Annotated in this window: 13 protein-coding genes; all 13 read right to left on the bottom strand. The window is 33.6% G+C overall.

Going from position 1 to position 15,164, the window contains the following annotated elements:
* Positions 1-90: 90 nt before the first annotated feature.
* Positions 91-324 carry a DUF6095 family protein gene (locus Q0787_RS16720; RefSeq protein WP_298904015.1) on the bottom strand — a complete coding sequence of 78 codons (234 nt, stop codon included), beginning with the start codon at positions 322-324 and terminating at the stop codon, positions 91-93.
* A complete protein-coding gene (murQ, locus tag Q0787_RS16715; RefSeq protein ID WP_298904013.1) occupies positions 314-1,132 on the bottom strand; it encodes an N-acetylmuramic acid 6-phosphate etherase in 819 nt (272 codons plus the stop codon). The genes Q0787_RS16720 and murQ overlap by 11 nt, the downstream gene beginning before the upstream one ends.
* Positions 1,133-1,180: 48 nt before the next feature.
* Positions 1,181-2,002 carry a DUF4249 family protein gene (locus Q0787_RS16710; protein WP_298904011.1) on the bottom strand — a complete coding sequence of 274 codons (822 nt, stop codon included), beginning with the start codon at positions 2,000-2,002 and terminating at the stop codon, positions 1,181-1,183.
* Positions 2,003-2,005: 3 nt separating this feature from the next.
* On the bottom strand, positions 2,006-4,384 hold the full coding sequence (locus tag Q0787_RS16705) for a TonB-dependent receptor (RefSeq protein WP_298903987.1): 2,379 nt from the start codon (positions 4,382-4,384) through the stop codon (positions 2,006-2,008).
* Positions 4,385-4,441: 57 nt separating this feature from the next.
* The gene (locus Q0787_RS16700; RefSeq protein ID WP_298903985.1) at positions 4,442-5,377 is read right to left on the bottom strand and encodes a threonine/serine dehydratase; all 936 of its coding nucleotides are present in this window, start codon (positions 5,375-5,377) and stop codon (positions 4,442-4,444) included.
* 80 nt (positions 5,378-5,457) lie between these two features.
* A complete protein-coding gene (locus tag Q0787_RS16695) occupies positions 5,458-7,677 on the bottom strand; it encodes an NADP-dependent isocitrate dehydrogenase (protein WP_298903983.1) in 2,220 nt (739 codons plus the stop codon).
* A 194-nt stretch (positions 7,678-7,871) separates the two neighbouring features.
* Positions 7,872-8,447 carry a pentapeptide repeat-containing protein gene (locus Q0787_RS16690; RefSeq protein ID WP_298903981.1) on the bottom strand — a complete coding sequence of 192 codons (576 nt, stop codon included), beginning with the start codon at positions 8,445-8,447 and terminating at the stop codon, positions 7,872-7,874.
* A 710-nt stretch (positions 8,448-9,157) separates the two neighbouring features.
* Entirely contained in the window at positions 9,158-9,508 is a 351-nt protein-coding gene (rplS, locus tag Q0787_RS16685) for a 50S ribosomal protein L19 (protein ID WP_298896955.1), read from the bottom strand.
* A gap of 254 nt (positions 9,509-9,762) precedes the next feature.
* On the bottom strand, positions 9,763-10,098 hold the full coding sequence (locus tag Q0787_RS16680) for a hypothetical protein (RefSeq protein ID WP_298903979.1): 336 nt from the start codon (positions 10,096-10,098) through the stop codon (positions 9,763-9,765).
* A 17-nt stretch (positions 10,099-10,115) separates the two neighbouring features.
* Entirely contained in the window at positions 10,116-10,793 is a 678-nt protein-coding gene (trmD, locus tag Q0787_RS16675; protein WP_298903978.1) for a tRNA (guanosine(37)-N1)-methyltransferase TrmD, read from the bottom strand.
* A gap of 137 nt (positions 10,794-10,930) precedes the next feature.
* A complete protein-coding gene (locus Q0787_RS16670) occupies positions 10,931-13,669 on the bottom strand; it encodes a DEAD/DEAH box helicase family protein (RefSeq protein ID WP_298903977.1) in 2,739 nt (912 codons plus the stop codon).
* An 83-nt stretch (positions 13,670-13,752) separates the two neighbouring features.
* Positions 13,753-14,637 carry a hypothetical protein gene (locus tag Q0787_RS16665; RefSeq protein ID WP_298903976.1) on the bottom strand — a complete coding sequence of 295 codons (885 nt, stop codon included), beginning with the start codon at positions 14,635-14,637 and terminating at the stop codon, positions 13,753-13,755.
* A gap of 34 nt (positions 14,638-14,671) precedes the next feature.
* On the bottom strand, positions 14,672-15,109 hold the full coding sequence (locus Q0787_RS16660; RefSeq protein WP_298903975.1) for a GNAT family N-acetyltransferase: 438 nt from the start codon (positions 15,107-15,109) through the stop codon (positions 14,672-14,674).
* Positions 15,110-15,164 lie beyond the last annotated feature (55 nt).

The following is a 15,164-nucleotide window of genomic DNA, read 5'->3' as shown; positions in this document are numbered from 1 at the left end:
GTGGGAGAGTAGGTCGTCGCCTTTTTTGAAACCCTTTTCATATATATATGAAAAGGGTTTTTTGTTTTTTATATACTGGGTTTGAAAAAACTATGAATTTTTAAACATGCTGTCCATAATGGTTTTTAAACCTTTAAAAGCAAAATAAATTGCTAGAACACATAAAATAGATGCTACAATTAGAATTGGGATAAACAAAGGCTTATCTTTATTAGATAGCCCAATATAGAATAAAGTTGGTCCTAAAAACATTAAAACTAAGGTCAATCCCATAGTTTTTATTCCTTTGACTAAAAGGTCTTTATCTGTTCGTTTAGTTTCCATGTTTGTAATTTTGAATCGCTGTCCTCACATTGCCGTGTTGTTTAAGTAATTGCTGAGCTAGCTCGGTATTAATATTCAATTCTTTCATAAGCATTCTAGTCCCTCTATCAACAAGTTTATTATTACTTAATTGCATATCTACCATTTTATTTCCTTTCACTTTATTGAGTTTAATCATTGCGGATGTTGAAATCATATTGAGAACCAATTTCTGTGCTGTACCAGCTTTCATTCTAGAACTTCCTGTAACAAATTCTGGACCAACAACAACCTCTATTGGGTATTTCGATACATGTGATAAAGGACTGTTTTTGTTACAAGTTATACAACCAGTAACAATGGCTTCTTTATTACATTGTTCTAAAGCTGCTATAACATATGGCGTAGTTCCTGAAGCAGCTATACCAATGACAACGTCGTTTTTACAAATATTGAAGTCTTTGAGGTCTTGCCAACCTTGAGTTAGTGAATCTTCAGCAAATTCGACAGCTTTTCTTATTGCTGAATCACCTCCAGCAATAAGACCAACCACTAAATCGTGAGAAACACCGAAAGTAGGAGGGCATTCAGAAGCATCTAAAATACCTAGGCGACCGCTTGTACCTGCACCAATATAAAATAAACGACCCTTATTTTGTAATTTCATTACTACTTGTTCAGCGAGTGCTTGTATTTGTGGAAGCGCTTTTTCGACAGCCAAAGGAACAGATTTGTCCTCATTATTCATATGAGTTAAGAGTTCATTTATAGTCATTTTTTCTAAATGATTATAATTAGAATCTTGTTCGGTAGTTTTTATAAATGTCATAAACCAAAAATAAAATATTTTTGATTAATCTAAGTCTTTTGGCCTAAGCTATTCTTGTATAGTAAAATTAAGTCTATCTGCTTCAGACAAATTGAAATATCCCAAGGCATAATTATCTGGATTTGTAATATTTATTATATTTCCTCTTAATAAAGCTGGATTGGTTTGGAACGGATTCCCTCCCTCTTGCTCACTTTGTTCAATAAGTAATCCGGCATAATTAAAATAACGTTCATCAATTCCTAATACTTTTATGGTTACGTCTTGGCCTGGTATCATGTCTTCATAAAAATAGGAGAATGTAAATGTTTCACCTTGATAGAACCGATCTTCACTAACTTCTAATAGATCAAAATCAAAATCAAATAAATAAAAATTATCTCTATCACCGTCATCCGTAATGGTAACGATAATTTCTGTTTCATCTTCTTCAAATAGAGTTCCATCACCTTGTTCAATGTTTTCTATCAGAGTTGTAGGATATAATTGCGTTATGGCTTTAAAAGTTTCGTTATTATAAATCACCGTTAACTCGTACGATATATCAAATTGTGGTATTACAATTGAACCAGCAAGAGGAACATAAAAACCTTCATCTCCAGATGCTTCAAAATTAACCACTGAATTGTCTTCAAGATTTGTAATATAGACCGTAGCATCATTAACAGTTGGAATATTGTCTCCAAAAAAAGGCGCAGACATGGTAAGGCGCAAGTAGCCTCCAAAGGCTACAGGATCTTCGTTAAGATAAAATTCAAATGAAGCATCTACCACTAGACGAGGATCACTATTTGGAACTTCTACTTCAATGACATCTTCACAATTTGTTAATGTCAAAAACACTATTACTATGTATATTAATCTATTCATGACTTAAAATTTAAAATTATAAGTAAATGCTGGAATAATCCCAAAAATTGAGGTTCTTGTTGCCTCATTTACGAAAGTATCTTGATTTCTAGCGAAATTTATTGAAGCCGCATTTCTCCTGTTATATAAATTATATATACTGAATACCCATTCACCTTGCCATTTTCGGTTTTTATTCTTTCTGGGAGTAAGGGTTGCCGAGATATCAATACGATGATATGCTGGAAGGCGTTCACTATTTCTTGAACCTTCATAAATTGGTACGGTCAAACCTTGAAATTGAAATTGACCAGAAGGATAATTTGTAGGTTGTCCAGTTTGAAAAATGAAATTGGCTCCAAAAGTCCATTTTTCGTTTAATTCATAATTCCCATTAAATGAAATGTCATGAGTTTTATCGTATCCAGTATTGTACCATTGGCTGTTATTGATTCCAGTTTCAAGCGTTGTTCTGCCAGGTGTTCTTTGTTCAGATTTTGATAATGTATAGGCAAGCCACCCTTTAAATTTTCCTTCGTTTTTCCGCAATAATAACTCTAAACCGTAGGCGCGAGCTTCTCCATTAAGAATATCTTGTTCTATGGCATTATTAGCAATAAGGTTGGCACCATCTATATAATCAATACGATTTTTTATGGTTTTATAAAACACTTCACTTTCTAATGAGTAGGTATTGTTTTTAATATTTTTAAAATACCCAAAAGCATACTGATTAAGTAGTTGGGGCTTAATATATTTACCGCTTGGGGTCCAAACATCTAATGGTGTCGGGGAACTCGTATTTGATAGTAGATGCAGGTATTGAACCATTCGATTATAACTTGCTTTTATTGAAGTGTCATCGTTGAACGCATAAGCAATGGCTAGTCTTGGTTCTAAATTAGTGAACGTTTCAATTTTATCACTTCTACTAAATTGTTGTGTGTTTAAGGGTTCGGCACCCTCATAAATTTGTAGTTCTTCATTAAATATAAGCGGGTTATTATCTTGGTATATGTTTAATTCATCTTGTCCCAACCTAATGAAGTTGCTTAAACGGACACCATATCTCAGAATGAGTTTATTGGAAATTTTATGCTCCACATCAATATAAGCTGCAAATTCATTAGCATACTTGTCTATTAATTTTTCTCTTACAATTCCTGAGTCTGATCGATTAGGTTTTATTTCTCCTGGATTGAATTTATAATAGATGTTATTGATGCCATAATTAAGTTGAAAATTAGTATTCAGATAATGTTTAAAATCATATTTTAAATTAAAATTTCGAATACCAGAGTCCCATTCGAATCCTATGAAATCTAACTCCAATCCGTAAAAATAGTCAGAGTATATTAGAGATAAATTGGAAAAAATTTTGTCAGAGAACAAATGATTCCACCTTAAATTAAGCACCGAATTTCCATAGGTATTTTCAAAGTTATCAGCAATTCTAAAAACATCACGACCAAAATACCCAGACAGATATAAGCTGTTATTGTCATTTAGCTTATAATTCAATTTGGTGTTTAAGTCATAAAAATAGGCAACATTATCATTATCAATAAGTGGTAAGAACAAATGGGCATAAGAACCTCTTCCTCCAACCAAAAAAGCACCTTTATCTTTTACAATAGGACCTTCGGCCAACAAACGACTAGATACTGCTCCAATACCTCCACTTAGTTTATATGTTTTGCTATTCCCTTCCTTTTGATAAATATCTAGAACAGAAGAGACACGTCCTCCATATCGTGCGGGAATACCCCCTTTATACAATTTTAAATCTTTAATAGCGTCTGGGTTGAACACTGAAAAAAAGCCAAAAAGGTGAGATGAATTAAAAATAGTAGCTTCGTCGAGTAATATCAGATTTTGATCTGCAGCGCCACCCCGAACATTAAATCCTGACGCTCCTTCGCCAGCATTGGTGACTCCAGGTAGTAAAGTTATAGATTTAATCACATCAACTTCACCTAATACAACAGGCATTTGTTTAATAGTTTTAATAGACAATGCATTAACACTCATTTGAGGCTTTTTGATATTTAATCTTTCTACATCTTGTTTAATTACTACTTCATTTAAACTTTCAGTACTTTCAAGTAATTTAAAGTTTAAGGTTCTATCTTCAGAAAAGGATATGGTTTGTGTAATAGTTGTATAACCTAAATAACTAATTTGCATTTTATAGTCTCCTTTAGGAAGTGAAATAGAGTAGAAGCCGTATTCATTAGTGTTGGTGCCAGTTTGTAATTCGGGGAAAATAATATTGACACCAATTAGCGTTTCATTACTATCAGAATCGGTTATAACACCATTTAGAGTAAATGTTTCTTGAGCAGAGACAATGTTGAGAATGAATATAATTAAAAATGGTAGGTTTTTTCTGAATGCCGTCATATTTCAAAAATAAGAAAGAATGCTATCAGAATTAAGTCTTTTTAAGTTAATTAATTATTAAAAGGGAAGTCTATTAACATCAACATTTCCGCCTGAAATAACAATACCCACTTTTTTGTTTTTGAATTGTTCTTTTTCTTTTAATATAGCCGCAACCGCAACAGCGCTTGAGGGTTCAATAATGATTTTCATTCGTTCCCAAACATAACGCATCGCTTGCACAATTTCTTGTTCTGTGACTCTAATAATTTCCTTGACATGTTCCCTGATAATTGGGAAATTATGATGACCTAATTGTGTTCTTAGCCCGTCAGCAATTGTATTTGCAGTTTTATTGGTTTCTATTTTCCCTGAGCGTAAAGACCTATAAGCATCATCTGCTTCAAATGGCTCTCCCCCAAAAACGTTACAATGTTGGCCAAAATGGTGTGCAGATAATGCCGACCCAGCAATTAATCCACCACCTCCAATAGGGCAGCACACGACATCTAAATTAGGGATTTCATTTAGTAATTCCATACAGGCTGTACCTTGACCTAAAATGACATTGGGATCATTTGATGGGTGAATGAATGTAGCTCCTGATTTCTTGATAACGTGATTTGCAGCTGCTTCTCTAGCTTCGATTGTTGGTTCGCAGGTTATGATATGGCCACCATATTCTTTTACAGCATCCTTTTTTACCTTTGGAGAATTGGAAGGCATTATTATTGTGGCTTTTACGTCTAAACTCTGTGCTGCTAATGACAGGGCCTGGGCAAAATTCCCTGAAGAATGTGTTACAACGCCTTTAGTTTTTTGTTCGTTAGTAAGCAACATAATTGCATTGGTGGCACCACGCATTTTATAGGCCCCAGTTTTCTGGAAATTTTCACATTTAAAAAACAACTCGGCACCTACCAGATTATTAATTAACCTTGAATTTAAAACAGGTGTTTTGTGGATGTAAGGCTTAATTCTATTATGGCAAGCAATTAGGTTTTCTTTTGTCATTCTGTAAATTTACAACTTGTTCTGTATAAAAAAAAGACCATCTAAATAGACAGTCTTTTTTTATATATAATGTTAAAGTGTTATCCTAAGATGTTATTTAAAGTGTCACTTGGTCGCATAGCATTAGAAGTTAAATTTTCGTTAGGCTCGTAATATCCACCAATATCCATTGATTGTCCTTGTACTTTGTTTAGCTCGTTAACAATTTGAGTTTCGTTTGCGTGTAATTCATTATAAACTTGCGTAAACTCATGTTTTAAATCAGCATCTTTGTCTTGATTTGCCAAGGCTTCAGCCCAAAAGAGTGCCAAATAAAAATGACTTCCTCTATTATCTAATTCATTAACTTTTCTAGATGGTGATTTTCCGTTAGCTAACAACTTTTCAGTGGCATCATCAAGCGTTTCAGATAAAATAATGGCTTTCGCATTATTGTTTACATTTCCGAAGTGCTCTAATGACACTGCCAATGCTAAAAACTCACCTAAGGAATCCCAACGTAAGTGATTTTCTTTAGTGAATTGTTGAACGTGCTTAGGGGCAGATCCTCCAGCACCTGTTTCAAACAAACCACCTCCATTCATTAATGGAACGATAGACAACATTTTTGCACTAGTTCCCAGTTCTAAAATTGGGAATAAATCGGTTAAATAATCTCTTAATACATTTCCAGTAACCGAAATAGTATCTTGTCCATCTTTGATACGATCTAATGTAAACTCGGTAGCTTTAATAGGAGAAAGGATTCTAATATCTAAACCAGATGTATCATGTGTTGGTAAATATGCATTAACTTTTTTTATGAGTTCGGCATCATGAGCTCTATTTTCGTCCAACCAAAATACTGCAGGAGTTTTGGATGCTCTAGCTCTTGTAACGGCTAATTTTACCCAATCTTGAATAGGTGCATCTTTGACTTGACACATTCTCCATATGTCTCCTTCTTCTACATTATGAGAGGTTAATACCTTTCCTGATGCGTCTATAACTTCAACCTTTCCGTTAGCAGAGATTTCAAAAGTTTTGTCATGAGATCCATATTCCTCAGCTTTCTGCGCCATAAGTCCAACATTAGGAACAGTTCCCATAGTTGTTGGATCGAAAGCACCATGTTGTTTACAGAAATTTATAGTAGCTGTATATATACCAGAATAACTGCTATCTGGAATGACAGCTTTAGTATCTTGCTGATTTCCTTCGGCATTCCACATTTGACCAGACGTACGAATCATAGCTGGCATCGACGCATCAATAATCACGTCACTTGGTACATGTAAGTTTGTAATACCTCTATCAGAATTTACCATAGCAACATCTGGAGCATGAGCAAATGCTATTTTAATATCTGCTTCTATGTCTTGGCGTTTATCTTCTGGTAGTTCACTTAATTTACTTACTAGGTTTCCAAAACCGTTATTAACATCAACACCTAATTCTTCAAATGTATCCCCGTGTTTTACAAACAAATCGGCAAAGAACACACGTACAGCATGCCCAAAAATAATGGGATCAGAAACTTTCATCATTGTAGCTTTCATATGTAATGAAAACAATACACCTTTTGCTTTTGCATCTTTAACTTGTTCTTCTAAAAATGCTAGTAAGGCCTTCTTGCTCATTACTGTAGCATCAATAATTTCTCCTTCTAGTAATGGTAAATTATTTTTTAAAACAGTAGCGTTTCCGTCACTATCAGTATGTACAATTTTTACTGAAGTTGCATTTGGAATAGTTACAGATATCTCATTATGTGCAAAATCACCATATGACATCGTTGCAACATGACTTTTAGAATCTGACGACCAGGCTCCCATAGAATGCGGATTCATTTTCGCAAAGTTCTTTACAGCTTTAGGTGCACGTCTATCCGAGTTTCCTTCACGTAAGACAGGGTTAACAGCACTTCCCTTTATTTTGTCGTAACGTGCTTTTATTGTTTTTTCGCTGTCGTTTTCTGGTTCATCCGGATAGCTTGGTAAAGCATAGCCTTGAGTTTGTAATTCTTTAATAGCAGATTTCAATTGCGGAATTGATGCGCTTATATTTGGAAGCTTAATAATATTTGCTTCTGGATTTTTAGCCAATTCTCCTAATTCTGCTAAGGCATCAGGAACACGTTGTGTTTCGTTTAAAAAATCTGGAAAGTTCGCCAAAATACGTCCAGCAAGAGAAATATCTCTACTTTCTATATTAATGTTAGACGATTTAGTAAACGATTTTACAATAGGTAACAATGAATGCGTTGCCAATGCAGGAGCTTCATCTGTTTTCGTGTAAATGATTGTAGGAGTATTTGCCATAAAATGATAGTATTTAATGTATAGAAAACGCTTAGTTTTTAAGCTGTGCAAATATACAAAAAACTAAGGTTTCTTTGAAATACATAAAGACTACATAATGAGCTTTTTAGAGAAGTACCACATTTTAAGTAAGAAATTGAGAAATTGATAATTTATTGGCTTTGTTTTGTCAAATTCAAAACCATACATAAGTTTTAATCTTCAATTTTAATTTGATAGCTATTTAAGAGTCCGAGTGCATTCTCCTTTGAGAACTTGGCATTCTTAAGTTTATTAAGTTCTGGATTTATAGACAAATTGTAAGAATTTGAAAAGTTGACATGTTCTAAATTTGTATGTTCAAAAATGGCTCGAAGTAAATTGCAGTCATCAAATTTAGAACCACTTAAATCGGCTTCGGTAAAATCTGTTTGTTCTAGCTTGCATTGATCAAATGTTGTGTTTTTGAGTTTCAGATTATGAAAAGAAGCAAAATTTAATTGAGACGTTTTAAATTTGAACGACATAAAGAGGGCGTTACAGTCGTGAAAAGGAAAACCTACCATTTTACAGTTGTTAAATAGTACATCTTTTAAAATGGTACCTTTTGCTTTTACCATACTAAAGTTACAATCTATAAACTCGCAGTCAAGGAAGCTAATATTTGAAATATAGGATTCTGAAAAATCACAATTTACAAAGGTGCAATTATCATATTCGGCTTTTGGGAGTTCCTGCTTTGTATAACTTATATTTTTGTAGGTTTCATCGCTAATAAAGGGAAGGTTCATGTATACAAAGTTTAGTCATTAAAATTATAAAAACGAAGAGAGATAAAAAAACAAAAGCCATATCATGGTAGCTGAACTACTTTGACATGGCTTTTTTGAGATAGCTTTGCGTGACCTATTTAGCATTGCTGCTAAAATCGAGACAGCTGAACTTGCGTTCCCTCGTCTCTTTCGGTTCAAGTTTCACTATTTCAATGAAACGTTTCATAACTTTCAAAATGTATTGACCTGTTATTACTTCGTTTCGGTTTAGTTTGCTTTCCTTGATGTTTATTTCTCTTAATCTTTCACTTGCGTGTTAGACTGCCTCGATAAACATTGCTCATCCTTTTCACATTTACTTTCGTTCCTGTTACTTTTTCAAAGCTTTCCACTTCATTCAAATCACCTGCTTACACATCTAATTTGTTTCAAGTTTCATGATTTCGCTACTTACACGCTTACACCTGCAGTTTTCAAAATCTCAAAAAACAATACTATATAAAGAACGTTGCTTTATTACAATTTAACATAAATTCAAAACTTAATTCAAAACCAAACTAGGTTTGTTGTTAATTGTTTAGCTAAAGTATGTTTTTGTTTGAGAATTCCAAATTTTTGATCTATTTAGATATTCACATTTTATAAACCACAGTTATTAACAAAAGTTCATAACTAAAAAAGCCTTGACAATTGTCAAGGCTCTTTCGAAATTATGTGGTCGAAGCTTACTATCTTCTAACTTCTTTAATTCTTGCTTTCTTACCAGTAAGACCTCTAAAGTAGTAGATTCTTGCTCTTCTAACTTTACCTCTTTTATTCACTTCAATTTTTTGAAGTGCAGGTAAGTTAATTGGGAAAATACGTTCTACTCCAATAGTTCCAGACATTTTTCTAATTGTAAATGTTTGAGAAGTACCAGATCCTTTTACTTGTAGTACAACACCTTTAAAGAACTGTGTACGTGTTTTGTTTCCTTCTTTAATTTCGTAATACACTGTAATAGTATCACCTGCTCCAAATTCTGGAAAATCTTTTTTTGTTACAAATTCGTCTTGTACAAATTTTACTAAAGAACTCATTTTATTATGTTTATCAAGGTTGTTTCAAATCAACATTCACGATTCTCGCCAGAGGTTAATCCAAAAGTGGGTGCAAAGATAGTTAATAATTAATAACGTACAATTATTAATTCATATTTTTTGGGTGTTCCGTTTGGCTTTTTTATAGGAAGCCAAACGGCAGGCTTTTCACTATATCTTTTTACTGGTTTTTGATGCCATACTAGGCATAACTAGAATGATGTAAAAAGGATGCCGTTCCAATCCTTAACACTTTAGTCTAGGAACTCATTTTTAGTTCTGTCTTTTTTAAAATGAGATATAGCAAAGAGTAGCAAGCCTAAACAAAATATTATATAAGCGAGACCAGAAATTAAATTAGATATTGCATTCATTTTTATTGATGAGTCGGTTCCGTAAGCTTCAGTAAAGGCATATATATAAATACTTCCAATACCAAAAAGAAAAGCAAACACACTTCCAATAAGCATTAATATTGTTGCTAATGTTCTTTTTTTAGTCACAATAACAATACAACTGATAACGACTAATAGTGAAGCCAAATTATAAATAACATGACTTACGGTATATAAATATTGATAATCATCCATCGGGTTATTTCAATAATTTAATCGTCCAATAAATCTGGTCGTCTTTCTTTAGTCCGTTTATAGGCTTCTTCTTCCCGCCACTTTTCTATTTCAGGAAAATTTCCGCTAAATAATACTTCGGGCACTTTCATACCATCATATTCACGTGGTTTGGTGTAAATTGGTGGTGCTAACAAACCATCTTGAAACGAATCGGTAAGGGCAGATGTTTCATTTCCTAATACTCCTGGAATCAATCTAATAACGGCATCGCACAATACTGCTGCTCCCAATTCACCTCCAGACAAGACATAATCACCAATAGATATTTCTCTCGTGATAAACTTGTCTCTAACGCGTTGATCAACACCCTTATAGTGTCCGCATAAAATGATAATATTTTGTTTTAAAGACACTTGATTAGCAATACTTTGCGTTAGGCGTTCACCATCAGGAGTCATATAGATCACCTCATCATAGTGGCGTTCGCTTTGTAATTTACTTATACATTTATCTATAGGTTCGATCATCATAACCATACCGGCTCCGCCTCCAAATTGGGTGTCATCGATAGCCTTATAGCCTCCTGTTGCATAATCTCGAAGGTTGTGGAAATGCACACTTACCAAATTGGCTTCAATAGCACGTTTCAATATAGATGCTTCAAACGGGCTTTTAATCAATTCTGGTAAAACGGTAATAATATCTATACGCATAAGTTGTAATTAAGACTGCAAAGATAATTTAAATCATAGAGTCGAGGAAGAATACTTTTAAAGATGACTTAAGAATTTTAATGTTAAAGCTGCCGTAGCCAGCAAATAGATAAATTTATTTTAATTGAGAGTTTTGATTATCGCCATTTATTAACATGCTCAATCTTATTTTCAAATTGTGCGGCTAAAGATTTTATTCTCGATTTTAAAAGTAGTTTTCTACCCTTAGGAGTTCTGGTAAATACGAGCTTACAATGACCAACATGCTTTTGCCATTGCGTTTTGAAATACGCTGCTAGTCTTTTGTTCTTAGCAAGTTGATTTGGCACACTATGATAATCTTTTTGCTGATACATATTAAAAAAAGCATGCTTTCTTATAATCACGTATCTAGGGTTGTCTATTGGAGAAATAATCTCATATAACGCGTTGATAAATGTTGATTTCTCGAAGGTTGAACCGCCTTCTAAATGACAAAATACAGCGCCATATTCATTTTTTGTTGAGACCACTTTTAGATGTTCAATGGGCGTGTGAATTAAATTGGCATGTACCAATGAAGCCAACAAGGCTTTACCAATATTGTGTATGTCTTTTGAAAGATCTCGATACTTAAGGTATAATCGTAAATGTTTATAAGCGAGACCTCCAAACAATAAAAACCCTAACATACTAATCGCAGTTATAACTAAGGTCGCTCCAGATGAGCTAATATGCTGTGGCAGTATTTTAAAAACGACTTCAAGGAACCATCCAGAAGATATTATTAACCCAAAAATAATAGCTGCACCAATACTAGAGATGGTTTTATAATAGGACACCGACTTTGCTATTTTATATGGACGCTCCTCACGATAAGGAATTTTAATTTCTTCTATTAATGTGACGCCAGATGCAATAGCATTTTTCCATCGTTGTTTAATTTCATTACGATTGGCCGCTAGAGCAAACATAGTTTCATTTGTTTGATTGACTGTTCTTTTTCTGTTAATATTTGCAGGTATCTGAAGTCTATCAAGACCATTCTCAATGCTCGATTTTTCCCTAAAGGAAACTCCAACAAAACTTCTGAAGCGTCGTTTTAAAACATCAAAATCATCACCATTTGATGACGATGATGTATCCATACAGGCTAAATGCCAAATATTTGCCGTTTTAGAATCGTTACTTTTTTGAGTTCTAATAGCGCGACCACGCATTTGATTTGATAGTACAAATGAACCTACAAATGTAGCGAGTACGAGAGTATTAATGGCAGGAGCATCCCAACCTTCACCCAGTAAGGACTTTGTTCCAACAAGAACCTCTATGTGACCGTTTTGGAAAATTTCAGTAGTTATATGTACAATATGATGTTTTAGTGTTTCGGTTTGATTAATGAGAATATAATTACCATCATAATCAAGTGTGTTCCATTTTATATTAGAAATATTAAGTTGTTGCGCTTTTTCTTGAAATGCTGAAAGCGCTTTTTTTGGAATGATAACTAGAGAACCTGTTAGCACGCCTAGTTTTATATGATTAGGATTATCCCGTCTTAACGTTTCAAAAATGGGAATAACACCAAGTTTATTTAATTCAAGTTTGTTTTCAGAGGTATTGGTTATAAACTCTTTTCTTATATAATCTGATAGAACAACCAACCTTAGTTTATCATCTAGCTGATTGTATTCAAACTCTATAATGTTCTTTATACCTTGTAGCTTGCTGATACTAGAACTTAGAAAGCGAGACATTTTTTTATTTTTAGAGAAATGAACACGTTTACGTTCTAAAGCGCCACCTTGTCTTAAGCGATTTTCTAGTTGTTTTCTGTGATCTGCAAAGGTTTCAAAATAATCATCCTTACTAAAGAGATAGAATTCTAAGAGAATTTCAATCCAATCATAATCAAAGCTAGGAATACTAACCGGTTTATCATCAATGATATCCAAATGGGATTTTGAGATCTTCTTTCCGTTTGAATTTAAAAATATGAGGCAGGCGGAATAGTAGGAAAGATGAGTGTAAATCCAATCAACATGAAGAGAGGGAAGCAACCAAATAGGGTGATTTTCTATGGCTCGAATAAGTGTCTCGTCTGTTTTAATGCTTTCGAATAATTCAGAAATACGCGTTCTAAACGCGGCAATGCCTTGTTTTTCTTTCTTTGACGGTAGGGTAAAATATACATAATCCTGATGAGGGCATAAATCACCTTCAACGATGAGTTCAGGAACAGAAATCTCTGTATCTACAGGTCCGTTCAAATCTAAATAGCGCTGCCATTCATTAACGGTAACATCGTAAGGAGGTGTTGCTGTTAAACCTACTATTATTGGGTCTAATTGATCTTTAATACTATTGAGTGTATACCACCACCCATTTTTTAAATGATGTGCTTCATCAACAATAATGGTTTTGATGCCTTGAGATTTTAAATTATTGACAATCGTTACCATATTGGTGTCTGAAATGACAAGTTCATGACGGTCTTCAATATAGTCTTTATCATCATCATCATCATCATCATCATCATCCATGTCTATGACAATGTCATTACAGGCTGCATGTAAACCTTGATAGGTTGAAACTGTTAAAAATTTTGGAGCTCTGATATCTCTTGATATCCAGTTTGGTGTGGTTTCTACTTGTAAGAATAATTCACAGAAGCGTTGTATCCATTGATTTCTAATAGCAATAGTAGGCGCTAAGATTAATGTAGGGTTGTTTAGTCTGATAGCAACCTCTAGGCCTAAAACTGTTTTGCCAGATCCTGGAGGTGCCACTATATGTAAATGCGAATCTTCTAAATGACTTTGTAAGTCTTCTAATACGCGATGCTGATAGGCTCTCCAATTGTATTTAAATCTTATGTTCTTAGGAAATTCTCGCAAAGGTATTTAGTTTAATTTTTTATGATAGTAAGGCCTTTATTTATGGTTCATATCGAACTTTTTGTATGGTATTAGACATGACGCTATTTCCAAAATTTCCAGCTTTTTTTGTTCTTTTTTTCTTTCTGCGGTTGTTCCTTGTTAAACAAGGCCATTAACTCGGCATAGTCACTAGTTTTAATTGGGTTCATTATGTATTGTTCTTCGTCTAGTCTTTCGAGCATGGACTTTGTATTAAGAATATCAATAAATTTATTAGCCTCTACTTTAAGTACATTTTTATTATCATTTAAAACTATGAAGTCTGATTTTAAAAGTAATAGTTTAAACTCTGGAGGAACAACTATAAATGTTTTTACACCTTCAGGGAAATCAGCTTCCATTAAACTAGGGATATTTAGGTCTTCATTTAAATCTTCAATGAACTGAATGCGTCTTATGTTTTCAACTAAACGTTCTGTAAACTGCTTTTCGTCTGGGTTATCTATAGAGAATTCATTTATCATGTTTTCACCAAAGTAATACCCTCGTTTACAACCATTAATCTTTACTATAGGGCTTTTTTCTTTTACGATGCTTATCAATGTACTTACACCTATCGATTGACTTTCCTCAGCCCAAGCTGTGTCATATTTTTTTTCAAATTCATTGAGTGACAGGCTCTCATCAAATTCAGGAGAAATTTTGGAGTTATTTAAAGTACCTAGAGCTAAAGCAATTTTGGACGCAAGATGATAATCTTCTTTACTTGAGCCTATATTTAGTTCGATGTCATATTCGGTATCATCTTTAGTAATCACGACTCCTCTTGAAGATTGATGAGGTATATATAGTTTAGAGTAACCATTTATGATTTCATCTTCTAATTGTCCAAAAGCAATCGCTACATTAGTTGGTAAATGCTCGCTTTGAAGTATATCAGATAATTTTAATTCTTTATTGTTTTCGGTATAAATATGATAGCTCATTTATATAATTTTAAATTGAAACTTGAGTTGAAGTTTATGCGTTTTTCCAGAAAAACTGCAAATCGGTATCTCTCTCAAAACCTAAGCGTTCGTATAAGTGCTGCGCAGGATTATCAAAAGCTGTTTGAATGGCCATACCTTTATTATTTTCAGACTGGCATAAATGTTTAGCCCGATTAATCAACGCTTCTCCAATACCTTGGTTTCTAAATTTGGAAGCTACATACAAATCGTTGAGCATATATATTGACTTCATGTATACAGAAGAAAACAATGGGTATAGCTGAGTAAAACCAGCAGGTTGATTATTAACATAAGCAATGTATATAATAGAATCATTCTTAACGATGCGTTGTGTTAAAAAGCGCTTTGCAGCTTGTGGATTTGGTTCTTGTTTGTAGAATATGCGATAGCCTTCAAATAAGCCAATAAGGGCATCTAAGTCTTTGAGTTGTGCGTGCGTGATAGTCATAAAAAAAAATCTGTAACCGAAATTACAGATTTTAAATTTAAAACAGTACACGAAT

The sequence above is a fragment of the uncultured Psychroserpens sp. genome, assembly GCF_947492715.1.
In the GTDB taxonomy this organism is placed as follows: domain Bacteria; phylum Bacteroidota; class Bacteroidia; order Flavobacteriales; family Flavobacteriaceae; genus Psychroserpens.
The sequence above is the reverse complement of the archived record's forward strand: the minus strand, read 5'-3'. Positions and strand labels throughout refer to the sequence as shown.